The sequence below is a fragment of the Rhodococcus sp. PSBB066 genome, assembly GCF_017068255.1.
Lineage (GTDB): Bacteria > Actinomycetota > Actinomycetes > Mycobacteriales > Mycobacteriaceae > Rhodococcus > Rhodococcus aetherivorans.
Genome location: NZ_CP070859.1, coordinates 3278914 through 3305372, shown reverse-complemented (window position 1 = coordinate 3305372; position 26459 = coordinate 3278914). Strand labels below are relative to the sequence as shown.

The window sequence follows — 26459 nt, the reverse complement described above, 5'->3', positions numbered from 1 at the left end:
AGATCGTCTCGGGGTGCGTGCACGCTGCATCGAAAGGCAGTTCTGTACCTATGACCGTTTCCTTCTCCGACCTCGGCGTCCCCCGGACCCTGGTGGCATCCCTGGGCGACAGCGGCATCACGAGCCCGTTCCCGATCCAGGTCGACACGCTGCCCGACACGCTGGCCGGCCGTGACGTGCTCGGCCGGGGCCGCACGGGCAGTGGCAAGACGCTGGCGTTCTCCATTCCGCTCGCCGCGCGCCTGGCCGGCCGCGCCACCCGCGAGGCCGGCCGCCCGCGTGGGCTGGTGCTGGCTCCCACCCGCGAGCTGGCCACGCAGATCGCCGCGGTCGTCGAGCCCCTCGCGCGGGTCGCCGGGCTGCGGGTGACCACCATCTTCGGCGGAGTGTCGCAGAACCGGCAGGTCGACGCGCTGCGCCGCGGCGTGGACATCGTGATCGCCTGCCCGGGCCGCCTCGAGGACCTGATGCGGCAGAAGTTCGTCACGCTCGACGCGGTGGAGATCACCGTGCTCGACGAGGCGGACCACATGGCCGATCTCGGCTTCCTGCCCGGCGTGACGCGCATCATGAACGCGACCCCCAAGGACGGTCAGCGCCTGCTGTTCTCGGCCACGCTGGACAACGGCGTCGACAAGCTCGTCAAGCGGTTCCTGCGCAACGAGGTGCTGCACTCGGTCGACGAGGCGCACTCCCCGGTGGCGGCGATGACCCATCACGTGTTCGACGTCGACAACGCCGACACGAAGAAGGACCTCGTGCGGACCCTGGCGTCCGGTACGGGCCGGCGAATCCTGTTCATGCGCACCAAGCATCAGGCCCGCAAGCTCGCCCGTCAGCTCACCGAGTCCGGCATCCCGGCGGTCGATCTGCACGGCAACCTGTCGCAGAACGCGCGCGACCGCAACCTCGCGGCGTTCTCCTCCGGTGAGGCGCGTGTGCTCGTGGCCACCGACGTCGCGGCCCGCGGCGTCCACGTCGACGACGTGGAACTGGTGGTGCACGTCGACCCGCCGGCCGAGCACAAGGCGTACCTGCACCGTTCGGGCCGTACGGCCCGCGCCGGGAGCACCGGCGACGTCGTGACCGTGGTGCTGCCCGAGCAGCGCAAGGATCTGGCCGTCATCATGCGCAAGGCCGCGATCAAGGTCACTCCGGTGCGGGTGACGGCGAAGTCGGAGCACGTGCTGGACCTGGTCGGCGAGATCGCCCCGCACGTGAGCCCGTCGGTCAAGCAGGCCGCACCGGCCCCGTCCGGCGGTGGATCGCGACGGCCGGCCCGGCGCAGCGGCAGCGGGGCCGCTCAGCGCGGCGCCCGGCAGCACGGCGGCGGGGCCGCCCGGCAGCACGGCGGCGGGGCCGCCCGGCAGCAGGGCGCGTCGCGGCAGGAGCAGCCGGCGGCCCGGCAGGAACGCGCCGGCCAGGCCGGGGGGGCGCCGGCGTCGCCCGAATCACACGTCGGCGACCGCCGCACGGTAGGTAGGTCCCCGCTTCCGGACCCGCTCAGCGCGGGGTGAACCGGTGCACGGCCAGCATCGCGTCTGCCGGCACCGGTTCGGTCGGGACACATTCGGCGAGCCGGGCGCGTACCGCCTCGGGGTCCAGATCGGCGCCGATCACGACGAGCCGGGTGGTGGCAGGGACGTCGCCCGTGCGCCGGACGGGGTCGAAGCGGATGTGGTCGCCGACGGTGTGCAGCAGGTAGGTGCGCGTGCGTCCCCCGGCGACGACGTGGACGTACCCCTTGATGCGGAACACCCCGGCCGGCTGGTCCTCGAGGAAGTCGACGAGGGCACGCGGGTGCAGCGGGACGGGGGACTCGAAGTCGACGGCTTCGTAGCCGTCGTGCAGGTGCGTGTGGTCGCCGTCCTCGTCGTGTTCCTCGTACAGCAACCGGTCGAGGCTGAGTTGTTCGCCGGGTTGCGGCTCGGGGCGTTCGGGGATGTCGAACAGCAACGCCGGGTCGATGCGCCCGTGCACGGTGGACACGATCGCGGCGCGGTCGTTGAGGCGGCACAGCAGTTCGAGCAACTCGTCGTGGGCGTCGCCGTCGATGCGGTCGGTCTTGTTGAGCAGCACGAGGTCCGCGAGCGCGACGTGCTGATCGAGTTCGGGATGCCGGTCCCGGACGGTGCCGAACTCGGCGGCATCGACGACGAGGACGAGACCGCCGTAACCCACGTATTCGTTGCCCGAGCCGACGACGAGCCGGATCATGTTGCGCGGCTCGGCGAGTCCGCTGGCTTCGACGACGATGACGTCGATGCCGGAGGTACGGTGCGCGAGCCGGTCGAGCATCGCGTCCATGTCGGCGACGTCGACGGCGCAGCACAGGCAGCCGTTGCTCAGCGAGACCATGGAGTCGACCTGCCCGGCGACCATCATCGAGTCGATGTTGACCGAGCCGAAGTCGTTGACGATCACGCCGATTCGCGCGCCGCGGTTGTTGCGCAGCAGGTGATTGAGCAGGGTGGTCTTCCCGGAGCCCAGGAATCCTGCGACGATCACCACGGGGATCCGCTTGTTCGCCATGAGGCGAGCCTAGCGGTGCGTCCCGCCGGCCGGTCCGGGACGGGACGCACCACGGGCCTCGTCAGTTGCCCCGGCGGATCCATTCCTCGAGATGCGGGGACTCGGTGCCGATCGTCGTGCCGTCGCCGTGACCGGTGTGCACCTTCGTCTCGGCGGGCAGGGCGAACAGCTTGTCGCGGATCGAGCCGATGATGGTCGGGAAGTCCGAGTACGAGCGTCCCGTCGCACCGGGACCGCCGGAGAACAGGGTGTCGCCGGTGAACAGCTCGCCCGCCTCCGGCAGGTACAGGCACGTCGAGCCGGGCGAGTGCCCGGGGGTGTGGATGACCTGGATGTCGGTGCCCGCCACCGTGATCCGATCCCCGTCCGCGAGCGGCCGGTGCGCGACACCGGGGTGGGTCATCTCCCACAGCACGTCGTCGGCGGGGTTGAGCAGGATCGGGGCGTCGAGCTTGTCGGCCAGCTCGGGGGCGACGGTGACGTGGTCGTTGTGCCCGTGCGTGCACACGATCGCCACCACCTTCCGGCCACCGACGGCGTCGATGATCGGCTGCGCGGTGTGCGCGGCATCGATCACGACCACCTCGTCGTCGTCGCCGACGAGCCAGATGTTGTTGTCGACCTCCCACTCGCCGCCGTCGAGGGCGAAGGTGCCGTGGGTGACGACCCGATCGATACGCAGAGTCACAGGACCACCACCGAGCGCAGCACCTCGCCGCGGTGCATGGTCTCGAACGCCTTCTCCACCTGGTCGAGGGCGATGCGCTCGGTGACGAACTTCTCGAGCGGCAGCCGGCCCTGCTGGTAGAGGTCGACGAGCATGGGGAAGTCCCGCTCGGGCAGGCAGTCGCCGTACCAGGACGACTTGAGGGACCCGCCGCGGGAGAAGAAGTCGATCAGCGGCATCTCGAGGGTCATCTCCGGGGTGGGCACCCCGACGAGGACGACGGTGCCGGCCAGGTCGCGGGCGTAGAACGCCTGCTTCCACGTCTCCGGGCGGCCGACCGCGTCGATGACCACGTCGGCGCCGAAGCCGCCGGTCAGCTCCTGGATCGCCTCGACCGCATCGACCTCGGCCCCGTTGATGGTGTGGGTAGCCCCGAGGTCGGTGGCCCACTCGAGCTTCCTCGGGTCCCGGTCGACCGCGATGATCTTGTTGGCGCCGGCGAGGCGGGCGCCCATGATCGCGGCGTCGCCCACGCCGCCGCAGCCGATCACCGCGACGGAGTCGCCGCGGGTCACCCCGCCGGTGTTCACCGCGGCACCGAGGCCGGCCATCACCCCGCAGCCGAGCAGGCCGACGACGGCCGGGTCGGCGCTGGGGTCGACCTTGGTGCACTGCCCTGCGTGCACGAGGGTCTTGTCGGCGAACGCGCCGATGCCCAGGGCCGGGGTCAGCTCGGTGCCGTCCTCGAGGGTCATCTTCTGCGTGGCGTTGTGGGTGTCGAAGCAGTACTGCGGGCGGCCGCGCTTGCAGGCGCGGCACTGCCCGCACACGGCCCGCCAGTTGAGGACGACGAAGTCCCCGACGGCGACCGAGTCGACGCCCGCACCGACGGACTCGACGACACCGGCGGCCTCGTGCCCGAGCAGGAACGGGAACTCGTCGTTGATGCCGCCCTCCCGGTAGTGCAGGTCGGTGTGGCACACGCCGCACGCGGCGATCGCAACGACGACCTCTCCCGGCCCCGGGTCGGGGATGACGATCGGCACGACCTCGACGGGAGCGCCCTTCGCGCGGGCGACGACGCCCCGGACCTGCTGTGGCATGACGGTGTCTCCTTCTTCTCGTGCGGTGCTCGCGCGACGTCGGCGACGTATCGCGGTATGCGCACACGCTATCGGCGGCGCGGCACCCCGGTACCTGATCGAAGGAGTGGATCGACCTGACCGAAAGACCAGTCCCCCACTTTCGACCCCGAAATGCCGAAGTTTCGTTGATCGAGTACGGAAGTCCGACTAAGCTTCGGTATGACCGCCCTCACAGGGCGCAGCGTCCAGGCGAGGCGACCCCTCGCAGGCCCGAGGAGTGCAATGTCGATCGCCAACACGGTGACCCTCCCCCACCCCCGCAGCGAAAGCTGGGACTGGCAGCTGCACGCGGCGTGCCGGGGCCACGAGTCGTCGGCCTTCTTCCATCCCGAGGGGGAACGTGGCCGCGCACGCGAACTGCGCGAGTACCGTGCCAAGCTCGTCTGCGCCCGGTGTCCGGTTCTCGAGCGCTGCCGCACCCACGCACTGGAAGTCGGTGAGCCGTACGGCATCTGGGGTGGCATGTCGGAGTCCGAGCGCCGCTCGCGCCGCGCCGCCGTGGATCGGTCGGCCCGGTGGGGCATGCTGGGGCGCTGACGCGACCCGCCTGCGCCGCGACGCGGCGCAGGCGCCGACCAGGGAGGCACGAATGGACTCACCCGGCCACCCCGGCCCGCCGATTCTCGTCGTCATGGGGGTGTCCGGCTCCGGCAAATCGACCGTCGCGGCACTCGTCGCCGAGGCCACCGGATGGGACCTGCTCGAGGGCGACGACCTGCATCCGCGTGCCAACGTGGAGAAGATGGCCGCCGGCCGGCCGCTCAGCGACGCGGACCGGGCGCCGTGGCTCGCGGCAGTCGGCGCGTGGATCCGGGACCACACCGGCCGGGGCAGGCCGGGGGTGGTGACGTGCTCGGCGCTGCGCCGCCGCTACCGGGACGACCTCGCCGGCGAGAACGTGGTCTTCGTGCACCTGGCGGGCACGCGCGAGCAGATCCGGGAACGGCTCCGCACGCGGCGCGGCCACTACATGCCGGCCGACCTGCTGGACTCGCAGTTCGACACGTTCGAGCCGCTCGAACCCGACGAGGCGGCGATCGTCGTCGGCATCGACGCCGAGCCCGCCGACGTCGCCGCCGAGATCGTGGCGCGGGCGGCCGAGTGGACGCGCGGGACGGACGTCAGCCCGCGGCCTTGATCCCCGCCTCGGCGCCGAGCGCGGCCGCCTCGCCGCGGGTGCTCACCCCGAGCTTGCGGAGCACCGAGGCCACGTGGAACTTGACCGTCGACTCGCTGACACCGAGCCGCTCGGCGATCACCCGGTTCCGCCGGCCCGCGACGAGGTGCTCGAGCACCTCCACCTCGCGTGGCGCGAGGGCCGCCAGCGCCTCGAGTGCGGGGCTGCCGGCCACGGGTGCGGGCATGTCGAGCGGTAGCCGGGCCGCGACCCGGCAGCCCCAGCCGGGCGTGGACTCGGCCTCCACGGTGCCGCCGAGGGTTTCGGCCCGGTCCCGTAGCTGCCGCGCGAGGTCGGCGGCGTCGGCCTCGCCGTCACCGTCGTCCCGGATGTCGATCAGCAGGTCGGTTCCGTCGCAGTTCCAGGCGACCCGGACGCGGCCGAGGTTCGCCTGCGCGGACATCGCGAGGACCGCGCCGCGGGCGAGGGCCCGGGCCGCATGCGCGACCTCGCCCGGCAGCGCCCGCCCGTCCACCGGCGGGGCGACCATCTCGAGGACCACCTCGCGGTGCCGGAGCAGACCGCGCAGTTCACCGTGCAGCCTAGCGAAGGCGGTGGTCACCGCCTCCTCGGCGAGTTCGCGGTGCCGGTCGACGGCCGAGCGCAGCCCGATGAGGGCATTGGTGGCGGTTTCGCGTGCGGTGATGCGGGCCCGGGTGTCGTCGAGGTCCCTCGACCGCAGCGTCGCGAGGATCGACTCGAGCGTCATCGCATGGGCCTCGGTGAGCTCGGCAACGGTCCGTGCGCGTTCGGAGGAGGCGGCGCGGGATTCGGCGAGGTACGCCGGGCTGGCGTTGCGGACCTGCAGCTGGATGCCGGTGGCCACCACGGCGAACAGGGCCCGGACCAGCTCGAGGGGAATCGAGCCGGTGCGGGCACCGCCCGGGACGAGCACGAGCAGCGTGTCGGTGGCGTCGAGGATCGCCCACACGTCGCGGTCCCGGCCCGCGATCCGGGCCGGGCCGCGACGGATCTGCCCGGTCGCGAGTTCGCTTCGGACGCGGTCGAGTTCGGCGATGGTCACGCGGTCGACGATCGCCGGGTCGCCGGCCACCTTGCGGGGCCGGCCGGTGCATTCCCGCGTGAAGATCACCAGGGCGGTGTGCGGGACCAGGTCGGTGAGCAGCGCCGAGAAGCGCTGGCCGATCTCGGTGAGCGGCCCGACCAGTACGTCCCGCAGATTCGTGATCAGCGTGTCGGGGGCCGGGATCGGGGTGTTCACTCCGGTCACGATAGCGCGCGCGGCCCGGCGACCGGCCCCGCCGATCAGTGTGTGGCCACCGAGGCGGGTGTGTCGGCGGACCGGGCGTCGGCGGTGTGCGCCTCGAACCGCAGCCGTCCCACGGCGACGGCGGCGAGCACGAGGGCGCCGGCGACGAGCAGGTAGAGCTGGGTGGGCGACCAGTGCAGGTCGAGCAGCGCACCGGCGACGATCGGCGAGGCGATGGCCCCGAGCCGGCCGACGCCGATGCCCCAGCCGACGCCGGTCGCCCGCACCGACGGCGCATACACCGAGGGCGTGATCGCGTACAGGCCCGCGATGCACCCGTTGACGAACACGCCGATGAGGGCGCCGAGGGCGAACGCGACGACCACCGCGACGGTGGCGGGGACGAAGACCACGAGCAGAGCGCCGGCGATCACCATGTACGACGCCAGGACCCGCTTCAGCGCGAATCGCGCGGACAGCGCGCCGAGCAGCGTTGCGCCGAAGATGCCGCCGAGGTTCAGCAGCACGCCCCCGGTGATGCCCTGGTCGGCCGACAGGCCCGCTTCGACGAGCAGCTTCGGCGTCCAGCTCGTCACGAAGTAGAAGGCGAACATGGTCAGGAAGAACGCGGCCCAGACGAGCAGCGTCGAGCGACGCTGCCGCGGTGCGAGGAGGCTGCCGACCCTGACGCCGGACCGCGGCCCGGAATCGTCGGCCTGTCGCGGCGCGGGCAGCGCGGCGAGCGGCTGGTGCCCGGCGCGGACCGCGAACGCGTTGATGCGGGCGAGGGCGTGGGCGGGCCGCCGGGCGAGCAGGAAGTCGAGGGATTCGGGCAGGCGGAGGTACACGACCGGGATGATCACCGCGGTGCAGACGCCGCCGAACAGGAAGACGGATCGCCATCCGTAGGAGTTCTGCAGCACGACGGCGATGATGCCGCCGACGGTGGCGCCGACGGCGTAGCCGGTGGAGTTCAGGCTCACCGCCAGCGCGCGCCACCGGTTGGAGGCGTACTCGCTGGCGATGACGTTGCTGCTGGCGAGGATTCCCCCGATGCCGACGCCGGTGAGGGCGCGCAGCAGCCCCAGCTGCAGGGCGCTCTGGCTGACCGCGGAGGCAAGCATGCCGATCGACGCGATCCCCAGGCAGAGCAGGATCATGCCGCGGCGGCCGATCGTGTCGGCCCACGGCGCGAGGAACAGCGAGCCCGCGGCCATGCCGAACAGGCCTGCGCTGAGCAGCAGGCCGAGCGCCGAACCGGACAGGCCCCACTCCTGGGACACCGACTGGGCGGTGAAGGCCATGACGAGCACGTCGAAGCCGTCGAGGACGTTGAGCAGCACGCAGATCGCCACCGCGCCCCATTGGAAGCGCGTCATCGGGCTGGTGTCGATGCGTTCACGTAGATCGATTGCCATGTATCGGGCCCCTGTTCGAAGGATGTGAGGCGAGTCACCTGCGAGGAGCGTGATGGATCGGATCACAACGAATCCACCCTCCTTCCGGATATCGGAAGGGCGGGGACCGACTTTCCGCCATCCGGAAGTCGGGTGGCGCCCGTCACGTGCCGCCCGTCACGGTGGAGGCATCCGCCGGTCGCTCGGACCGGAACCATCCCCGTGGAGACGAGACAACCATGACGAAGATCGCCCGGAACCAGTGGTATGTGGCCGCCTACGGCCGCGAGATCGACCGGGAACTGTTCGCCCGGACCATCTGCGACGAGCCGATCCTGTTCTGGCGCACCGAATCCGGTGAGGTCACCGCAATGTCGGACCGGTGCGTGCACCGCCGCTTCCCGCTCTCGCAGGCGCCGAGCCGCCTCGCGGGCGACACGGTCGTATGCGGCTACCACGGCTTCACCTACGGGCCCGACGGCGGCTGCGTGGCCGTGCCGGGCCAGAAGCGGGTGCCCCGCACCGCGCGACTGAAGTCGTACCCGGTGGTCGAGCAGGACTCGTTCGTGTGGATCTGGATCGCCGACCCGGACCGTCCGGCCGAGCCCGATCCGACCCGCATCCCCCGGGCGCCGTGGCTCGACGCGCCCGGCTACGCCGTGGCCTCGGGCATGGAGCCGCTGCGGGCGCGCTACAGCCTGCTCGTCGACAACCTGATGGACCTCTCCCACGAGACGTACCTGCACGGCGGCTACATCGGCACCCCCGAGGTGGCCGAGACCCCCATCACCACCGAGGTCGACGACGAGGCCGGGATCGTCTATGTCTCCCGGCACATCGCCGACGCGGAATGCCCGCCCTTCTACGCCGAATCGACCGGCCTCGAGGGCCGCATCACCCGGTGGCAGGACATCGAGTACCACCCGCCGTGCCTGTACCTGCTGCACAGCCGGATCGCGCCCGTCGGCGTGCTGCCGCCCGAGACCGGACTCGACAGCGACGCGTTCCACGTCGAGGTGGTCTACGCGATCACCCCGGAGACCGAACACTCCACTCACGATTTCTGGTCGGTGGCAAGGGATTTTGCGCTCGAGGACGAGAAGGTCACCGAGTTCCTGCGCGAGAACAACCGCACCGTCGTGCTGCAGGACGTCGTCGCGCTCGACCGGCTCGAACAGGTGCTCGCCACCGAACCAGAGGGGTACCAGGAACTGAGCATCAACATCGACGCCGGCGCTCTGGCCGCGCGGCGGATCCTGCAGGCGATGACGGCGGGCGGCACCCTCGCCGAGACGAGGTAACCGATGTCCTCGCAACCGAACCGGATGCTGCGCGGGCCCAACGTGATGCGCGTCGTGTGGCTGCCCGGCTCCGACCGCCTCGAGGGAACGTGCCATTGCGGTGCCCGGCACGTCGCCGAGGATCCCGTCACGCTGTGGGACTGGCTGCTCGCTCATCCCGTCGGCCACGCCGACGCCCTCCCCCGGCCGCCCGAACCGACCCGCGAAGTCGCTCACGCGTAAGGACCCGACCATGACATTTCCGGAAAACAACTCCCCGGCAAACGAATTCGGCACAGACCTCGAAATCGTCGAGCGGACGGAACCCGCGGACGGCGTCGTCGCGTTGCGCCTGCGGCACCCGGACGGCGAGCCCCTGCCGCCGTGGAGTCCCGGCGCGCACATCGATCTCGTGCTCGACGAGGACCTCGTCCGTCAGTACTCGCTGTGCGGCGACCCGGCCGACACAGGGACGTGGCGCATCGCCGTCCTGCGCGAGGCCGACGGCCGCGGCGGCTCGCAGTACGTGCACGACAAACTCGCCGTCGGTGACCGCGTCCGCGTTCACGGACCCCGCAACAACTTCGACCTCGCCCCGGCGCCGCGCTACCTCTTCCTCGCCGGCGGGATCGGGATCACCCCGATAGTGCCGATGATCGCCGCGGCCGAGGCGGCCGGCGCCGACTGGTCCCTCGTCTACGGCGGCCGCCGCCGCGCCTCGATGGCGTTCGCCGACGACCTCGTCACCCGCTACCCGGGCCGGGTCACCCTCGTGCCGCAGGACGAACGGGGCCCGCTCGATCTGCCGTCGCTGCTCGGGGACCCGCGTCCCGGCACCCTCGTCTACTGCTGCGGCCCCGCCGGGCTGCTCGACGCCGTCACCACCGCCTGCGCCGACCGGCCCGCCGGGTCGCTGCGGATCGAACGGTTCGCCGCGAAGGAACAGTCCGCTCCGGTGCGCTCGGACGGCTTCGAGGTGGAGCTGGCCCTGAGCGGTACCACCGTCACCGTCGCGCCCGACGAGAGCGTCCTGGACGCCGTCGCCGCCGCGGGTGTGCAGGTGCTCTCGTCCTGCCGCGAAGGTACCTGCGGCACCTGCGAGACCACCGTGCTCGCCGGCACGGTGGACCACCGCGACTCCCTGCTGACCCCCGAAGAACAGGCCGCGCACGACACCATGCTGATCTGCGTGTCCCGCGCCGCCTGCCCCCGCCTGGTTCTCGAACTCTGACTGCCCGAATCCCGAGGTGACCGCCGTGACCGTCGCAATGCACCCGCCCACCCTCGACGACGACCCGTTCGACGACGCCGTCCTGGCCGACCCGTACGAGTTCCACGCCCGGCTGCGCGCCGCCGGACCGGTGGTGTACCTGCCCCGATACGACGTGTACGCGACGGGCAGGTTCGAGGAGGTCCACGCCTGCCTCACCGACTGGCGCACCTTCGTCTCCGGACGAGGGGTCGGCCTCGCCGACTTCGCCCACGAGACGCCGTGGCGTACCCCGAGCCTGCTGCTCGAGGCCGACCCGCCGGACCACACGGTGGTGCGGGCGGCCATGGGGGCCGTCGTCTCGCCGCGCACCGTGCGCGCGCTACGCGCCGGGTTCGAGGCCGAGGCCGACGCCCTGGCCGACGCGCTCGTGGCCCGCGGTGAGTTCGACGCCGTCACCGATCTCGCCGAGGTGTTCCCCCTGCGGGTGTTCCCGGACGCGGTGGGGATCCGGGAGGACGGCCGCGAGCATCTGTTGCCGTACGGCGCCATGGCGTTCAACGCCTTCGGGCCCCGCAACGACCGCGTGGAGAAGGCACTCGCCGCGTCCGGGCCGACGCAGGAGTGGGTCGCGGAGTCGTGCCGGCGGGAGAATCTCGCGCCGGGCGGGTTCGGCGCGCAGATCTGGGCGGCCGCCGACCGTGGTGACATCACCGCCGAACAGGCGCCTATGCTCGTTCGATCCCTGCTCACCGCCGGCGTGGACACCACCGTTCACGGCATCGCCAACACCGTCTACGCCATGACGCGGTTCCCCGGGCAGTGGCAGGCGCTGCACGCCCGGCCGGCGCTTTCGAAGTTCGCATTCGACGAGGCGCTGCGCTGGGAATCGCCCGTGCAGACCTTCTTCCGCACCACCTCCACCGACACCGAGGTGGCCGGCGTCCCCATCGGCGAGGGCCGCAAGGTCCTGCTGTTCCTCGGCGCCGCCAACCGCGACGAACGGCGATGGGGACCCGATGCGCACATCGTCGACATCCACCGCTCCGCCGGCGGACACGTCGCGTTCGGCATGGGCATCCACCAGTGCGTCGGTCAGCCGATCGCGCGGCTCGAGGCCGAGGTGCTGCTCACCGCGCTGGCACAGCGGATCCGGCGGATCGAACCGGCCGGGGATCCGGTGCCGCAACCGAACAACACGCTCAAGGGCTGGGCTAGCATTCCGCTCAGAGTCGAACCGGCCTGACCGGAGCAGTTCCCGAGGAAGGGGTGAGCACACCGTGACCCCCACCGGCGCCGCCCGCCCGGCCACCGGTTCCGTCACGGTACGCGCGCTCACCCTCCTGGAGGCGTTCACGCGCGAGCAACCCAACCTGACCCTGAGCGAGATTTCCCGGCGCACCGGCCTGCCGCTCACCACGGTGCACCGGCTCGCCGGGGATCTCACCGAGTGGGGCGCGCTGGAACGCGACTCGTCCGGCCGATTCAGCATCGGCCTCCGGCTGTGGCAGGTCGCGGCGCTCGCGCCGCGCGGCACGCTGCTGCGTGAGCTGGCGCTGCCCGTGATGGAGGACCTGTCGCAGATCACCCAGGAGAACGTGCAGCTCGGTGTGCGTGAGGGGACCGAAGTGGTGTTCGTCGAACGCCTGCGCGGTCAGCGGGCGGTGAAGACCCTCACCCGGGTCGGCAGCCCCTTTCCCATCCACGCGTCCGGCCTGGGACTCGTGCTGCTCGCGTTCGCACCGCGCTCCGTTCAGGAGGAGGTGCTGGCCCGGCCGCTGGAGCGGTTCACCGAACGCACCCTCACCTCCCCCGCCGAGCTGCGCCGGGTCCTGGCCGAGGTACGCCGCTCCGAGATCGCGGTGAGCGACCGGCAGGTGACGATGGAGGCGGTCTCCGTGGCCGCACCGATCTTCGAGCGGCCCGGCGTCGCGATCGCGGCGCTGTCGATCGTCGCCGCCGCGGACACCGCGCAGGTCACCGCACTGTCCCAACTGGTCCGCACCGCGGCCCGCGCGATCGGCCGCTCCCTGCGGCCCGGCGGATTGACGAGCAGCGATGGGTGAACCGGCCCGCACCGTGCCGCGGCTGCTGCTCGACAGGGTGGCCCGCACGCCCTACGCGGAGGCATTCCGGCACCCCAGCGGCGACGACTGGACGAGCGTGTCGTGGACCGAGGTGGCCGGCCGGGTCACCGCCCTCGCCGCCGGGTTGATCGGCCGTGGAATTCGCCCGGGCGCGCACGTCGCCGTCTGCGCCGCCACCAGCTACGAGTGGATCCTCGCCGACCTCGCGATCGTGTGCGCCGGGGCGGTCACCGTGCCGGTCTATCCCGCCACCCCGCCGACGGAGGTGGTGGCACTGCTCCGGCACTCGGGCAGCGTGCTGACCTTCACCGACCGGCCGCTGCCCACCGCGCCGGTGCTGCACCTGGACCGGCTCGGCGAACTCGAGGCCGAGGGCCGACGGCTCCTGGCCGCCGATCCCGGAGCGGTCGCGGCCCGCATCGCGGGCGTGACGCCCGACCACCTGGCCACCCTGATCTACACCTCCGCCTCCGACGGCACCGCCAAGGGCGCGTGCCTGCCGCACGCCGCCGTCACCTACGAGGCCCGGGCCATGGCCCGCCTGGGCATGCTCACGCCCTCGGACCTGCAACTGCTGTGGCTGCCGCTCTCCCACGTCTTCGGACGTGCGCTGCTGTTCGTGGGCGTGCACCTGGGCGTGCCGACGATCGTCGACGGCCGTGCCGATCGGGTCGTGCAGCGCCTCGGCGAGGTCCGGCCGACATTCCTCGGGTCCGTTCCCCACGTGCTGGGCAAGATCCGCGCCGGCGTGGAGTCCGGTGCCGCGGATCTGGGCCGGTTGCGGTTCGTGATCTCCGGCTCGGCGCGGCTCGACCGTCCGCTGGCCGAGTGGTTCGAAGGGGCCGGCGTGCCGGCACTCGAGGGATACGGCCTCACCGAGACCGCGGGTCCGTGCTGCGTCAACCGCCCGGACAGCCGGCGCCTCGGTTCCATGGGCCGGCCGCTGCCCGGCACGCAGGTGCGCATCGCCGCCGACGGGGAACTGCTCGTCCGCAGCCCCGCCGTCATGTCCGGATACCACGACGACGCCGAGCGCACCGCCGCGGTCCTCGACCGCGACGGGTGGTTCCACACCGGCGATCGCGCCGTCGTCGACGACGACGGTTTCGTCACCCTGCGCGCCCGCAAGAAGGAGGTGTTCAAGACCTCCACCGGCAAGTACGTCGCGCCGGTCGCCGTCGCACGCCGGTTCCGGGCACTGTTGCCCGGCGCGGACCTCGTCGTGGTGGGCGAGCACCGCCCCTACTGCGTAGGACTGGTGGTCCCCACCTCGGGCCGGGCGATCCCCCCGGCCGAGGCCGCGGCCGCCGTCGCCCGGCTCAATGCGGAGCTCGGCCGCTGGGAACGCATCCGCCGGTTCACCGTGCTGCCCGCACCGCTGCCGCCCACGGAGGTCGACGCGCACGGACGCCCGCTGCGGGAGCGGGTGCTCGCGCGCTGCGCCGAGGTGGTGCGCCGGCTGTACGAGGGTTGATCAGGGGCGGTAGCCCGGCTCGGTGCGACCGGCGTCCCAGGTGCGATCGGCGTCCCAGGTGGACACCGCCCAGATCACCACCACGTCGATCGCGATGATCGCGAGCGACCATCCCGGGTAGTAGGGCAACCACAGGAAGTTCGCGATGATCGACAGCGCCGCGATGACGATCGCGGCGACGCGCGCCCACGTGGCTCCCGTGACGAGAGCGAGACCGATCACGGCCACGAGGATGCCCAGGATCAGATGCACCCAGCCCCACGCCGATACGCTCCAGGAGAAGGTGTACTCCTGGCCGACCACGATGATGTCGTCCTTGGCGATCGCGGCGATGCCCTGCAGAACCTGCAGGACGCCGACCGTCGCGAGCAGGATGCCGGCCGCGATCGACGTGCCCGCGGCGAAGCCCTGCTTCAGGCCGGACCCCGTTGCAGGTCCACTGTCGTGGCGGACCGCGGCGGGGCCGCCGGCCTCGTGGGCCCCACCACCGTGGCGCGCGGACGCACCCGCCGCTGCCGTGGAACCTGCACCGGCGGTGGCACCTGCACCAGCCGTCGAACCTGTGCCGGCCGTCGAACCTGCACCGGCCGTGGCACCCGCACCGGTTGGAGAACCCGGGGTAACGCTCGAACCTTCGGACACGACAGCTCACCTCTCCCGTTTTCGAAGCGATCCCTCACAGTGTGCGCCGCCGGACGAGAGCGTGGAGCAGGTTCCGAGGGTGAAAAATGTCGGCATTGCCCGGAGAAGGGGGCCGCCGCGGTGGGAGAAGAATCCGGAGAGAGCCGGAGGGAGTGGAGCTAAGGGGACTCGAACCCCTGACCCCCACACTGCCAGTGTGGTGCGCTACCAGCTGCGCCATAGCCCCGTGCAGAACAATCGGGCCACCCGCGGTGGCCTCTCACGACGAGAGGCGAGAGCATTCACTCTCGCCTCTCGCGGTGATGGTGGAGCTAAGGGGACTCGAACCCCTGACCCCCACACTGCCAGTGTGGTGCGCTACCAGCTGCGCCATAGCCCCGTACTTGGATCGTCACCCGGGATTCACTCCCCGGTGCGAGAAGAAAATTACACCATCGCCGTCGACGACAACAAATCGCCTGGTCAGCGGCGACAGTGCGGGCGACGGTGGTCGGACGGCCGACCACCGTCGCCGCCGCCTCAGCCGAGTTCGGCCACCCAGTTGTCGTTGCCGAGGGCGTCGATCACCGTGCCGTTGTGCACCACCGCGGGGGTGCCGGACGCGCCCGCCGCCGCGAGCGCCTGCCGTCCCGCCTCCGCGTCGACGGCGGCCTGCTCGACGCGCGCGCCGTCGGCGACGCACTGCGCCGCCTCGTCGGACGCCCCGGCGTCCCGCGCCATCTGTGCCAGCTCGGCGTTGGTGAGGTCGCTGTCGCTCCGCTCGGCGGGCTGGTTCTCCGGCGAGAGCAACGCGGCGTGGAACGCGGAGAACGCCGTCGCATCACCGGTCTGGGCGACACACTGGCCGGCCGCGACCGCGCGGGTCGAGTAGTCGCCGCTCGCGGAGAGCTGATCGAGGAACGCGAGCATGTGGTACCGCACGGCGACGTCGCCGGCGTCGACCGCCTGCGCGAGTTCCTGGCCGTGCTTGTGCTCGAGCTCGGCGCAGTACGGACACAGCGGATCCTCGAACAGGTCGATCGTGGTCGCGGCGTCGGGAAGACCGAGCACGATGACACCGTCGTCCTGCAGCTCCACCTGCACCGCGGTGTTCTGCACCGTCCCGTAGCCCTCGTTGCGCGCCTTGCCCCGGTTCGACTGCCACAACACCCCCCCGATGACCAGCACCGCGATGACCAGGACCGCGATGCCGCCGAGGATGAAGGTGGACTTGCTCGACGTCGGCTCCGGCGTGTACTTGACCGGTTTGACCTTCTTCGCGCTCACGGAATCTGCCCTTCGCTGCTCGGGGATCGATGCGGGATCACTCTGCCATCGCGGGCTGAGTGCGTGCTGAGAGCCTCGCCCGTGAGCCGAGACCGAGCGCGAACGGACTGCGTGGGAACACCGTCAACCACCCGGCCAGGGCGAGGAAGCCGAGGTCTCGTGCGATCTCCCCGGCGTAGTCCCAGCCGTTCACGTCCGCCGCTCCACCGCCGCCGAAGCATCCGCAGTCGATGGACAGGCCGCGGGCCCAGACCGAGGCGATCACCGCGATCAAGGTCAGCAGCGCAGCCGCGCCCACGACCGCTGCGGCGCGCACCGCGAGTCCGATCAGCAGCAGCAGGCCGAGCACGAGTTCGAGGATCGGCAGACCGGCCGCAACGGGCCGTACGAGCGCCTCGGGCAACAACTGGTATGCGCGGACGGCCACGACGGTCTGTGACGGATCGGCGAACTTGATCCATCCGGAGATCAGCCACACGGCAGCGAGACCGAGCCGGGCGATCAGGCTGAACAGGGGAATCCACACCCCTTCGACAGTACCGACGACTGGGGTCAGATCTCCGTGGCTTCGGTCACTGTGGGTTTCCGGGCGGGCCGCGGCGCCAGCGCCCAGGGCACGGCGACGAGCAGCATGACGGCGCCGGTCACGGCGAAGGCGGCCCCGTACGACACCTGCTGCGCCAGGATCCCGGCGGCGACCGGTCCGATCACCGCCCCCACATCCGCGGTCATCTGGAACGTCGCCAGCACCGGGCCCCCGCGCGCCCTGCTGCCGACCACGTCGGCGACGGACGCCTGCTGGGCCGGGTTCATCAGGCCGGACCCGACGCCGGCCAGCAGCGACGTCGCGAAGAACAGCGCGAGGTTCGTGGTGAGGCCCATCGCGATCGTGCTGGTCCCGCACACCACCAGCCCCAGCAGGACGAACGGGCGGCGGCCGAACCGGTCGGACAACCGCCCGGAGACCATCAGGACCAGGGCATTGCCCACGGCGAACACCGTCAGTGCCACCCCGGCGAGGCCGGCATCGCGCCCGAGGACCTCCACGACGAACAGCGGCACCATCGCCACCCGCACGCCGAAGACGACCCAGCCGTTGGCGAAGTTCGACCCGAGCGCGGCCCGGTACACCGGCGACCGCAGAGCCTCCCGCAGCCGCATCACCGGCATGGCGCCGCCGGAGTCCGGCACGGCAAGCGCGGAGTGACGCAGGCTCACGAACACGACCGCCGCCGCGACGAGCAGCGCCACCGCATAGATGAGGAACGGTGCCCGCAGGCCCAGCCCGACCAGGGCGCCCCCGGCGAGGGGGCCACCGATGTTGCCGAGCAGGAAGCTCGTCGCGTAGAGCCCCGACACCCGGCCCCGCGCGTTCGGCGGCGAGATGCGAATCAGCAACCCGAGCGCCGAGACGGTGAACATGGTGGAGCCGATGCCGCCGAGCGCCCGGAACAGCAGCAGCTGCCAGTAGTCCGTCGCGAAGGCGCAGGCGCCGGTGGACAGCGCCACGATGAGCACACCGGCGGTGTACACCGGCCGCTCCCCCAGCCGCTGCACGAGGTTTCCGCTCGCGGGGGCGAACAGCAGGCGCATCGCCGCGAACGCCGAGATGACGACGGACGCCGCGGTGACCCCCACCCCGAAGCTGCGCGCGAACTGCGGCAGCGCGGGTGCGACGAGACCGAAGCCGAGGGCGATGACGAAGGCCGCGCTGACCAGGACCCAGATCTCCCGCGGCAGGGCGGCGTCGCGTGTTCGCATGATGGCCTGATGTTAGCGACGCGCACGACCGGGAGGGCGGGCGCGTCCCGCCGGTGCGGGCTCAGCCGAGGACGTGGGACACCAGGTCCCGCGCCGCGTCCTGGACGCGGGCGAGATGCTCCGGGCCGAGGAACGATTCGGCGTAGATCTTGTACACGTCCTCGGTGCCGGAGGGCCGGGCCGCGAACCACGCGTTCTCCGTCGTGACCTTCAGGCCCCCGAGCGCGGCACCGTTGCCCGGCGCGGCGGTGAGGGTCGCGGTGATCGGCTCGCCGGCGAGTTCGGTGGCGTCGACCTGGTCGGGCGAGAGCTTCGCCAGGACGGCCTTCTGCTCGCGCGTCGCGGGCGCGTCGACCCGGGCGTACGACGGGTCGCCGTAGCGCTCGGCGAGCTCGGCGTAGCGCCGGGAGGGGGTCGTGCCGGTCACGGCGGTGATCTCGGACGCGAGCAGGGCCAGCAGGATGCCGTCCTTGTCGGTGGTCCACACCGAGCCGTCGCGCCGCAGGAAGGAGGCGCCGGCGCTCTCCTCTCCACCGAAGCCGAGGCTGCCGTCGAGCAGGCCGGGAACGAACCACTTGAAGCCCACCGGCACCTCGAGCAGACCCCGGCCCAGGCCCGCGGCCACGCGGTCGATCATCGACGAGCTCACGAGGGTTTTGCCGACCTTCGCCTCGGCCGACCATCCGGACCGGTGCCGGTACAGGTAGTCGATGGCGACCGCGAGGTAGTGGTTCGGGTTCATCAGCCCCCCGTCGGGGGTGACGATGCCGTGCCGGTCGGCGTCGGCGTCGTTGCCGGTCGCCAGGTCGTAGCGGTCGCGGGCGCCGATCAGCGACGCCATCGCGTTGGGCGACGAGCAGTCCATCCGGATCCTGCCGTCGGTGTCGAGGGTCATGAACCGCCAGGTGGCGTCGACGAGCGGGTTGACGACGGTCAGGTCCAGCCGGTGCCGCTCGGCGATCTCGCCCCAGTAGTCGACGCTGGCGCCGCCGAGCGGATCGGCGCCGACGCGCAACCCGGCGTCGCGGACGGCGTCGAGATCCACGACGTTCGGCAGGTCGTCGATGTAGGCGGCGAGGAAATCGTGCCGGCCGGCGTCGGCGAGCGCCCGGACGGCGGGCACCCGGCGCACCCCGTTCAGCCCCGCGGCGAGCAGTTCGTTGGCGCGCGCCGCGATCGCCGACGTCGCATCGGTGTCGGCGGGCCCGCCGTGCGGCGGGTTGTACTTGAAGCCGCCGTCGCGGGGTGGATTGTGCGACGGGGTGACGACGATGCCGTCGGCGCGGGCACCGGATCCAGCGCCGGCGTTGTGCCGCAGGATCGCGTGGCTCACGGCCGGGGTCGGCGTGTAGCGGTCGCGAGCGTCGATCACCACGTCGACGCCGTTGGCGGCGAGCACCTCGAGTGCGCTCGTCCACGCCGGCTCCGACAACGCGTGGGTGTCGCGGCCGAGGAACAGCGGACCGGTGATCTGCTGCGCCGCCCGGTACTCGACGATCGCCTGGGTGGTGGCGAGGATGTGCTGCTCGTTGAAGGCGCCGTCGAGGCTGGAACCGCGGTGACCGGAGGTGCCGAAGGCCACCTGCTGCATCGGATCCTGCGGGTCCGGCGTCACCGTGTAGTACGCGGTGACCAGGTGCGCGAGGTCCTCCAGATCCTCCGCCGCCGCCGGTTGTCCCGCTCGTTCGTGCGCCATGTGACCTCCTCGTCCACCCGACCTTGCCCTGCTCATCTTGCCCGCCCGGCGTGCCCGGCGCGCGCCGATCGCCGTCGTTCAGGACGTGAGGGCATACCCGGCCCAGGCCGCGGCCGTGCCGGCGAGCACGCTCACCGCCGCATACACCGTCGCGGTGACCGGGCGGCGCACCCGGACGAGACCGACCGTCTCGACGGCGAACGTCGAGTAGGTGGTCAGGCCCCCGCAGAACCCCGTGCCGAGCAGCGCGAACGTCGAGGGCGCGAGCGCAGCCCCGGACAGCACACCGAGCAGCAGGCAACCGAGGACGTTGACGGTCAGGGTCGCCACCGGGACGCTGCGGTAGGAGCGGACGTGCCGGCCGGCGAGATAGCGCAGGACCGCTCCGGCACCGCCGCCCAGGGCGACGAGCAGGACGGTCATCGGGCCGTCCGGTGCCGCCACGCCTCGCCGGCCGCCATGCCGGCGCGCGCCGCCGCGAGTGCCCCCACGAGCGTCACGGCCACATAGACGACGGCAGTCGCGGGGTGGCGGACCGCGTCGACGGCGAACGTGGAGAAGGTGGTGAACCCGCCGAGCACACCGACGCCGAGGAACAGGCGCCACAGCCGGTCGGGACCGAGCATTGCTGCGACGACGCCGAGCAGCAGCGAACCGGCGATGTTGATCGCCGCGATCGTCCAGATGCCGGGGAATTGCACGGACAGCGCGTATCGGGTGACGGCACCCACCGCGCCGCCCGCGGCGACGACGGCCGTCGGCTTGTACTCCATGCCGGTAACCGTAGAGGTCCGGCATATGCGAAGGACCCCGGCCGGGTGGCCGGGGTCCTTCGCGTTTCCGGTGGAGCTGCCGGGAATCGAACCCGGGTCCTCCGCCGCCTCGCCAGGGCTTCTCCGTGTGCAGTTCGCTATGTCTCTACTTGGATCTCCCGGTCCCGCGAACAAGCCGAGATGACGATCCCAGTCGCTGTTTGTTGTCCCGTCCGGCTCCGCGACCGAGCCGTACGGTGGAGCTCCCTAGTCGATGCCAGGATCCGGGGCGGGAGCACACCCGGTCTGACAGAGACGCACTCGCTTAGGCAGCGAGGGCGTACTCGCGCTGAGTAGACTCGGCGCTTATTGGTTTGCAGCGACGCTTACGGTGGTCTCTTGCCTGCACCGACACGCTTCCCCTAGCTCAACGTACGCAGTCGAAACCGTTCAGCCCCGTACGTACCTGCGGCCTTCGCAGGACTACCCACTCTAACGCGCGGACCCCCCTCCGTCATTCCCATTTCCACCGTGATGCGAATGACGTGGCTCACAGCCCTCAGGCGGCCGCGGTGATCATGCCGACGGCGGTGAGGGCGAGCACCATTCCGGTCATCTGGCCCCGCCCGATGCGCTCGCCCAGCACGACCATCGCCAGCAGCACGGTCGCCGCCGGGTACAGCGCGCCGATGACGCTCACCAGCGACAGCATGCCGCCCTGGAAGGCGAACATCAGCGCACCGTTGGCGATCACGTCCAGCACCGCGACCGCGATGATGTGCGGATAGACCCGGCTCGGCGGCCGGATCATCTGCCGCACGCCCAGGGCCACCGCCCACACGACGAGTGTCGCCGTGAGCCGGGACATGCCGAGGGGCCACAGGCCGGTGCCCTCGGGGACGCGGTGCAGCGCGACGAACATCAGCGCGAACGCGACTCCGGAGCCGACGGTCAGCCACGCCACGGTCGCGGTGAATCGGGGTTGCTCGTCCCCGGCGACGCCTTCCTTCGATTCGCGACTGACCAGCACGACGGCGACGAGGGCGATCGCGATGCCGGCGTAGGCGACCGGTCCGGGCCGCTCCCCCGCCGCGATCCCGACGAGCACCGGGATACCGGCCACGAGCACGGCGGTGAGCGGGGACACCACCGACATCGGGCCCGCGGCGAGCGCGAGATAGAACCACCAGATCGCGAGCCCGCCGGCGACACCGGCCGCCGCACCCCAGCCGAGGGACTCGGGGGTGAGGTCGCCGCCCACGAGCGGCGCGACGGCGAGCACCAGCAGCAGCGACAGCGGGTACGAGACGATCACGAACCGCAGCGCCGCCACCCGGCGGGACGCGACCCCGCCGAGGAAGTCGCTCACCCCGTAGCCGACCGCGGCCACCAGGGCGAGCACGATCGCCGTCAGCGCATGCCCTTCACCCGCCGGCCGAGCTCGCGGGTCACCTCGCGCTCGGCGGTGCGACGGGCCAGGTCCTGCCGCTTGTCGTAGTCCTGCTTGCCCTTGGCCAGCGCCAATTCGACCTTCACCTTGCCGTCGGAGAAGTACATCGACAGCGGGACCAGGGTCTGGTTGCCCTCGCGGGTCTTGCCGACGAGGTTGTCGATCTCCCGGCGGTGCAGCAGCAGCTTGCGGGTGCGCCGGGGCGCGTGGTTGGTCCACGTGCCGTGCCCGTACTCGGGGATGTGCAGCCCGCGCAGCCACACCTCGCCGTCGTCGACGGTGGCGAACGCGTCGACGAGCGACGCCTTGCCCTCGCGCAGGCTCTTGACCTCGGTGCCCAGGAGCGCGACTCCGGCCTCGTACGTGTCGAGAATGGTGTAGTTGTGCCGTGCCTTGCGATTCGTGGCGATGACCTTGCGGCCCTTTTCCTTCACTTTCGGGCCCCTCCGGTCCTCGATGCGTCCGACAGATCTGTGTACAGCATAGGTAGCGGACGCAACGAGATATTCCCGCGCACCGACGCGCGGCTATTCACGCACGTACAGGCGCAGGGTGACGTAGGCGGTCAGGGCCGCCATGCCGACGCCCACCAGCACCAGGATCGGCGAGACCAGCAGCACGTCGCTGTTGGAGATGCGGGCGACGATGTTGGCCTCGTAGACCTCCGAGAGCACCTCGTCGACGAAGGCGCCCTTCGCGACGAACAACCCCGCGATCGCCAGCGCCGCGCCGATCACGGCCGCCACGACGGCCTCGAGCAGGAACGGCAGCTGGGTGTACCAGCGGGTGGCGCCGACCAGCCGCATGATGCCCACCTCGGTGCGGCGGGTGAACGCGGCGATCTGCACCATGTTCGCGATGAGCAGGATCGCAGCGACCGCCTGGACCGTGGCGATCGCGAATGCGGCGTTGCGGACGCCGCCCAGCACGCTGAACAGCCGCTCGACGAGGTCCTTCTGATTGAGCACGCTGTCGACGCCGGGACGGACGGCGAACTGGTCCTCGATCACCCCGAAGCGGTCGGGATCCGAGAGCTTGATCTTGAACGAGGCCGGGAAGCTCTCGGCGCTGACGAGCTCGGCGAGCTCCGGCTGGTCCTTGAAGACCCGCTCGGTCGCGTCGGCGACGGCGTCCTCGCGGTTGAGGTACTGCACCGACACCACCGCCGGGGTGTTCTCGAGGTCCGAGCGCAGGGTGCGGCAGATGTCCTGTTCGCAGTCGGGGTCGAGGGTCGAGATGTCGTCGGTGAGGAACACCTGCACCTCGACCCGGTCGAGGAAGATCTGCTGCGTCTTGTCGGCCATCTGCACGACGAGCAGACCCGCGCCGAACAGGCCGAGGGAGATCGCGGTGGTCAGGATCATCGCGACGGTCATGGTCAGGTTGCGGCGCAGGCCGGTGACGACCTCGCTCAGGATGAAGCTGGCACGCATGGAGTGTCGAAGTCCTTCGGTTGCCGGAGGGGCGAGAGCGATGGGAGCGGGAGAGCGCGGTCAGCGACCGACGCCGTAGACGCCGCGCGCCTCGTCGCGCACGACCCGACCGAGATCGAGCTCGACCACGCGGCGCCGCATGGAGTCGACGATGTGGTGGTCATGGGTGGCCATGAGCACGGTGGTGCCCGTGCGGTTGATGCGCTCGAGCAGCATCATGATGTCCTGGCTGGTGTCCGGGTCGAGATTGCCGGTCGGTTCGTCGGCCATGAGCACCAGGGGCCGGTTCACGAAGGCCCGGGCGATCGCGACGCGCTGCTGTTCGCCGCCGGACAGTTCGGTGGGCAGGCGGTCGGCCTTGCCGGACAGGCCGACGAGGTCGAGCACCTCGGGCACGGTGCGAGCGACGACCGAGCGGGGCTTGCCGATCACCTCGAGCGCGAACGCGACGTTCTCGGCCACCGTCTTGCGCTGCAGCAGCCGGAAGTCCTGGAATACGCAGCCGAGGTTCTGCCGCAACCTGGGCACCCGGCGCGCCGACAGGCGGTTGACGTGGAAGTCCGCCACGTGGATGTCACCGGAGGTGGGCGTGTCGTCACGCAGGAGCAGCCGCAGGAAGGTCGACTTCCCGGAACCGGACGGGCCGATGAGGAAGACGAACTCGCCCTTGTCGATCTCGACGCTCACCTTGTCGAGGGCGGGCCGGGTCGACGTCTTGTACGACTTGGACACATTCTCCAGGCGGATCACGCCGCCATGCTAGCCGTTATCGGACGGTGACCTAAGGAACCGACTCGCCGGTAGGTTCGGCGGGGGACGAATCGCCGAGGCCGGGAATCGGAATCTCGGGCAGCCGCAGGCCGGGCTGAGTCGTCGTGGTCGTCGGGGCCGGGGCCTCGGGAACGGTGCGCGAACCCGCTCCGCCGGGCGTGGATCCGGTCCCGGTCGGCGCCGGCGTGGTCGTCGTCGGGGTCGGCTCCGTACTGGTCGGCGTGGGGCTCGGTTCGGCGGTGGTGGGCTCGGGCACGTACGGCACGTACGGCGTCTCGCTGACGACCACCGCGCCCGGCGGCGCCGTCGCCGTGCCCTGTTCCTCCTCCGGGTTGAGGTACAGGTAGAGCACCCACAGCCCCAGCCACACGAGGCACAGGGCCAGGGTGGCGGTACGCAGCCGGCCGCCGAAGACGTGGTCCGGGATGTGGAACCTGCGAGGCTCGCTCACCGCACCGCCTCGATCCCGTGGATCGGGGTGGACGTGTCGAGCTGCGGATGGACGGTGAGGCCCTGCCGGCGCAACGCGAGCGCGACCCGCACGCGCAGTTCCCGTCCCACCTGGAACTGCTTGCCGGGCAGGGTGCGCGCGACCATACGAACGCTGACCTGGTCGACCTCGAGGCTCTCGACGCCCATCACGGTGGGCTCGTCGAGCAGCAGTTCCTTCAGCTTCTCGTCCTCGAAGGCATTGACGCCGACCTCGTGCAGGATGTCGTTGACTTCCGCGATGTCGGCCGTGACCGGGATCGGCACGTCGACGACCGCGCGGGCCCAGTCCTTGGAGAGGTTGACGGCCTTGTTGATCTGCCCGTTGGGCACGGTGATGACCTCGCCGGCGGCGTTGCGCAGCTTGGTCACGCGCAGGGTGACGTCCTCGACCGTGCCGACGGCGTCGGCGGAGGCCCCGGTGACCGAGATCTGGACCGTGTCACCGAACCCGTACTGCCGTTCGGTGATGATGAAGAATCCCGCGAGAATGTCCTGGACGATGCGCTGGGCGCCGAAGCCGAGCGCCGCGCCGAGGACGGTCGCGGGGGCCACCAGGCTGCCGATGGGCAGCGCGAGGTAGTCGAACACCTTCAGGGTGGCGACGATGTAGACGAACGTGATGACCACCCAGGTGATCACCTGCGCCACCGAGTGCCGGTGTTTCGTCACCTCCGAGCGCACCAGCGCGTCGGACTGCTGATACGTCTCGTCGATGCGGCGGGTGATGCGGCCGCCGGTCCAGCTGACGAACCGCGCGACGAGCACAGCGCCGAGCACGGTCAGGGCGATCTGCAGACCGCTGGTCGACAGCCAGTCGAGGAGCCTGGTACCGGGAAACAGGGTGGATCCTCCGTAGCCGTGTTATTGATTCTGCTTCTGGTTCTCGCGCATGCGCCACCGGATGCCCTCTTCGAGGAACCCGTCGATGTCGCCGTCGAGGACGGCGGCCGGGTTGTTCACCTCGTACTCGGTGCGCAGGTCCTTGACCATCTGGTACGGGTGCAGGACGTAGGAGCGCATCTGGTTGCCCCACGAGCTGCCGCCGTCGCCCTTGAGCGCGTCCATCTCCGCGCGCTCCTCCTGCCGCTTGCGTTCGAGCAGCTTGGCCTGCAGCACGCGCATGGCCGAAACCTTGTTCTGCAACTGCGACTTCTCGTTCTGGCAGGTGACGACGATACCCGTGGGGATGTGGGTCAGGCGCACCGCGGAGTCGGTGGTGTTGACGGACTGCCCGCCCGGGCCGGACGAGCGGTACACGTCGACGCGGATGTCGTTCTCGTCGACGTCGATGTGGTCGGTGGTCTCGACGACCGGCAGCACCTCGACCTCGGCGAACGACGTCTGGCGGCGGCCCTGGTTGTCGAAGGGGCTGATCCGCACGAGCCGGTGGGTGCCCATCTCGACCGACAGGGTGCCGTACGTGTAGGGCGCCTTGATCGCGAAGGTCGCGGACTTGATGCCGGCCTCCTCCGCGTACGAGGTGTCGTACACCTCGACCGGGTAGCCGTGCTTGTCGGCCCACCGGATGTACATGCGCATGAGCATCTCGGCCCAGTCCGCGGCGTCGACGCCGCCGGCGCCGGCGCGGATGTTGACCAGCGCGTCGCGCTGGTCGTACTCGCCGGACAGGAGCGTGCGCACCTCCATCGCCTCGATGTCGGTGCGCAGGCCGGCCCGCTCGGCGTCGGCGTCGGCCATGGCGGCGGCGCGGTCCTCACCCTCCTCGCCCTCGGCGAGTTCGTAGAGCACCGGTAGGTCGTCGAGCCGGGAGCGCAGCTCCTCGACGCGGCGGAGTTCGCCCTGGGCGTGCGAGAGCTGGCTGGTGACCTGCTGCGCGTGCTCCTGGTCGTTCCACAGCTCCGGGTCGGCGGCCTGGTGCTCGAGTTCGTCGATACGCCGACGCAGCTCGTCCACGTCGAGAACCGCCTCGACGGTCTCGAGGGTGGTCGCCAGTTCGGCCAGGTCTGCGGAAACATCGGGATGCACGATTCCCAAGGTTACCGGGTGTGCGGCGGTA

28 protein-coding genes, 2 tRNA genes and 1 other RNA gene are annotated in these 26459 nt (G+C 71.1%); 9 read left to right on the top strand and 22 right to left on the bottom strand.

Annotated features, from left to right (window positions below):
• Positions 1-50 precede the first annotated feature (50 nt).
• Complete coding sequence (locus tag JYA75_RS15105; protein ID WP_241009806.1) at positions 51-1517, top strand: DEAD/DEAH box helicase; 1467 nt, start codon at positions 51-53, stop codon at positions 1515-1517.
• Here the strand turns inward: JYA75_RS15105 and JYA75_RS15100 are convergent.
• From JYA75_RS15100 to JYA75_RS15090, 3 genes are all read right to left on the bottom strand, one after another.
• Positions 1504-2532, bottom strand: a complete 1029-nt coding sequence (locus tag JYA75_RS15100) for a GTP-binding protein (RefSeq protein WP_044476173.1) — start codon at positions 2530-2532, stop codon at positions 1504-1506. The two genes, JYA75_RS15105 and JYA75_RS15100, sit on opposite strands and share 14 nt — an antisense overlap.
• Before the next feature lie 61 nt (positions 2533-2593).
• Positions 2594-3220 (bottom strand): MBL fold metallo-hydrolase, encoded by a 627-nt coding sequence (locus JYA75_RS15095; RefSeq protein WP_029544506.1) that lies wholly within the window; start codon positions 3218-3220, stop codon positions 2594-2596.
• Positions 3217-4302: an S-(hydroxymethyl)mycothiol dehydrogenase gene (locus JYA75_RS15090; RefSeq protein WP_006940578.1), complete on the bottom strand. Its 1086-nt coding sequence runs from the start codon at positions 4300-4302 to the stop codon at positions 3217-3219. Before JYA75_RS15090 ends, JYA75_RS15095 begins: the two co-directional genes overlap by 4 nt.
• Before the next feature lie 264 nt (positions 4303-4566).
• On the opposite strand from JYA75_RS15090, the gene JYA75_RS15085 reads away from it, so the two are divergent.
• Positions 4567-4881 (top strand): WhiB family transcriptional regulator, encoded by a 315-nt coding sequence (locus tag JYA75_RS15085; RefSeq protein ID WP_065922424.1) that lies wholly within the window; start codon positions 4567-4569, stop codon positions 4879-4881.
• A gap of 52 nt (positions 4882-4933) precedes the next feature.
• The gene (locus JYA75_RS15080; RefSeq protein WP_006940581.1) at positions 4934-5482 is read left to right on the top strand and encodes a gluconokinase; all 549 of its coding nucleotides are present in this window, start codon (positions 4934-4936) and stop codon (positions 5480-5482) included.
• On the opposite strand, the gene JYA75_RS15075 is transcribed toward JYA75_RS15080, so the two are convergent.
• Both JYA75_RS15075 and JYA75_RS15070 read right to left on the bottom strand, forming a co-directional pair.
• The gene (locus tag JYA75_RS15075; RefSeq protein ID WP_161996276.1) at positions 5466-6743 is read right to left on the bottom strand and encodes a LuxR C-terminal-related transcriptional regulator; all 1278 of its coding nucleotides are present in this window, start codon (positions 6741-6743) and stop codon (positions 5466-5468) included. The genes JYA75_RS15080 and JYA75_RS15075 overlap by 17 nt on opposite strands.
• 44 nt (positions 6744-6787) lie before the next feature.
• Complete coding sequence (locus JYA75_RS15070) at positions 6788-8149, bottom strand: MFS transporter (RefSeq protein ID WP_065922423.1); 1362 nt, start codon at positions 8147-8149, stop codon at positions 6788-6790.
• A 218-nt stretch (positions 8150-8367) separates the two neighbouring features.
• Between JYA75_RS15070 and JYA75_RS15065 the strand changes: the two genes are divergently transcribed.
• The 6 genes from JYA75_RS15065 to JYA75_RS15040 are packed head-to-tail and all read left to right on the top strand — an operon-like array spanning position 8368 to position 14179.
• Entirely contained in the window at positions 8368-9429 is a 1062-nt protein-coding gene (locus JYA75_RS15065) for an aromatic ring-hydroxylating dioxygenase subunit alpha (protein WP_185712827.1), read from the top strand.
• Positions 9430-9453: 24 nt separating this feature from the next.
• A complete protein-coding gene (locus tag JYA75_RS15060; RefSeq protein ID WP_037201779.1) occupies positions 9454-9651 on the top strand; it encodes a hypothetical protein in 198 nt (65 codons plus the stop codon).
• Positions 9652-9661: 10 nt separating this feature from the next.
• Positions 9662-10639, top strand: coding sequence for a PDR/VanB family oxidoreductase (locus tag JYA75_RS15055; protein ID WP_050035439.1), 978 nt, complete (start codon positions 9662-9664; stop codon positions 10637-10639).
• 25 nt (positions 10640-10664) lie between these two features.
• Entirely contained in the window at positions 10665-11864 is a 1200-nt protein-coding gene (locus tag JYA75_RS15050) for a cytochrome P450 (RefSeq protein WP_239010457.1), read from the top strand.
• Positions 11865-11898: 34 nt separating this feature from the next.
• On the top strand, positions 11899-12684 hold the full coding sequence (locus tag JYA75_RS15045) for an IclR family transcriptional regulator (protein ID WP_050035440.1): 786 nt from the start codon (positions 11899-11901) through the stop codon (positions 12682-12684).
• Entirely contained in the window at positions 12677-14179 is a 1503-nt protein-coding gene (locus JYA75_RS15040; protein ID WP_065922421.1) for an AMP-binding protein, read from the top strand. Before JYA75_RS15045 ends, JYA75_RS15040 begins: the two co-directional genes overlap by 8 nt.
• Here the strand turns inward: JYA75_RS15040 and JYA75_RS15035 are convergent, their stop codons facing one another.
• The 17 genes from JYA75_RS15035 to prfB all read right to left on the bottom strand — a co-directional run bounded on the left by JYA75_RS15035 (position 14180) and on the right by prfB (position 26428).
• On the bottom strand, positions 14180-14596 hold the full coding sequence (locus tag JYA75_RS15035; protein ID WP_029544516.1) for a hypothetical protein: 417 nt from the start codon (positions 14594-14596) through the stop codon (positions 14180-14182).
• 378 nt (positions 14597-14974) lie between these two features.
• Positions 14975-15047, bottom strand: a tRNA-Ala gene (locus JYA75_RS15030).
• A 77-nt stretch (positions 15048-15124) separates the two neighbouring features.
• A tRNA-Ala gene (locus JYA75_RS15025) sits at positions 15125-15200 on the bottom strand.
• Between the two features lie 140 nt (positions 15201-15340).
• Positions 15341-16087, bottom strand: a complete 747-nt coding sequence (locus JYA75_RS15020; protein WP_006940599.1) for a DsbA family protein — start codon at positions 16085-16087, stop codon at positions 15341-15343.
• 37 nt (positions 16088-16124) lie between these two features.
• On the bottom strand, positions 16125-16613 hold the full coding sequence (locus JYA75_RS15015) for a MauE/DoxX family redox-associated membrane protein (RefSeq protein ID WP_006940600.1): 489 nt from the start codon (positions 16611-16613) through the stop codon (positions 16125-16127).
• A gap of 26 nt (positions 16614-16639) precedes the next feature.
• The gene (locus tag JYA75_RS15010; protein ID WP_006940603.1) at positions 16640-17848 is read right to left on the bottom strand and encodes an MFS transporter; all 1209 of its coding nucleotides are present in this window, start codon (positions 17846-17848) and stop codon (positions 16640-16642) included.
• A gap of 61 nt (positions 17849-17909) precedes the next feature.
• A complete protein-coding gene (gene pgm / locus JYA75_RS15005; RefSeq protein WP_029544519.1) occupies positions 17910-19544 on the bottom strand; it encodes a phosphoglucomutase (alpha-D-glucose-1,6-bisphosphate-dependent) in 1635 nt (544 codons plus the stop codon).
• Positions 19545-19622: 78 nt separating this feature from the next.
• Positions 19623-19967, bottom strand: a complete 345-nt coding sequence (crcB, locus tag JYA75_RS15000) for a fluoride efflux transporter CrcB (protein WP_006940607.1) — start codon at positions 19965-19967, stop codon at positions 19623-19625.
• Entirely contained in the window at positions 19964-20317 is a 354-nt protein-coding gene (locus JYA75_RS14995; protein ID WP_006940609.1) for a CrcB family protein, read from the bottom strand. Before JYA75_RS14995 ends, crcB begins: the two co-directional genes overlap by 4 nt.
• Positions 20318-20385: 68 nt before the next feature.
• Positions 20386-20754: a transfer-messenger RNA gene (gene ssrA / locus JYA75_RS14990) on the bottom strand.
• Positions 20755-20855: 101 nt separating this feature from the next.
• Positions 20856-21698, bottom strand: coding sequence for a DMT family transporter (locus JYA75_RS14985; RefSeq protein ID WP_082120258.1), 843 nt, complete (start codon positions 21696-21698; stop codon positions 20856-20858).
• Positions 21699-21706: 8 nt separating this feature from the next.
• Positions 21707-22180, bottom strand: a complete 474-nt coding sequence (gene smpB, locus JYA75_RS14980) for an SsrA-binding protein SmpB (protein WP_006940611.1) — start codon at positions 22178-22180, stop codon at positions 21707-21709.
• Between the two features lie 93 nt (positions 22181-22273).
• Positions 22274-23179, bottom strand: coding sequence for a permease-like cell division protein FtsX (gene ftsX / locus JYA75_RS14975; protein WP_006940612.1), 906 nt, complete (start codon positions 23177-23179; stop codon positions 22274-22276).
• A 60-nt stretch (positions 23180-23239) separates the two neighbouring features.
• A complete protein-coding gene (gene ftsE / locus JYA75_RS14970) occupies positions 23240-23929 on the bottom strand; it encodes a cell division ATP-binding protein FtsE (protein ID WP_029544525.1) in 690 nt (229 codons plus the stop codon).
• 31 nt (positions 23930-23960) lie between these two features.
• Positions 23961-24401, bottom strand: a complete 441-nt coding sequence (locus tag JYA75_RS14965) for a hypothetical protein (RefSeq protein WP_050035443.1) — start codon at positions 24399-24401, stop codon at positions 23961-23963.
• On the bottom strand, positions 24398-25252 hold the full coding sequence (locus tag JYA75_RS14960) for a mechanosensitive ion channel family protein (protein ID WP_044476174.1): 855 nt from the start codon (positions 25250-25252) through the stop codon (positions 24398-24400). Before JYA75_RS14960 ends, JYA75_RS14965 begins: the two co-directional genes overlap by 4 nt.
• 51 nt (positions 25253-25303) lie before the next feature.
• On the bottom strand, positions 25304-26428 hold the full coding sequence (gene prfB / locus JYA75_RS14955) for a peptide chain release factor 2 (protein WP_029544529.1): 1125 nt from the start codon (positions 26426-26428) through the stop codon (positions 25304-25306).
• Between the last annotated feature and the right edge of the window lie 31 nt (positions 26429-26459).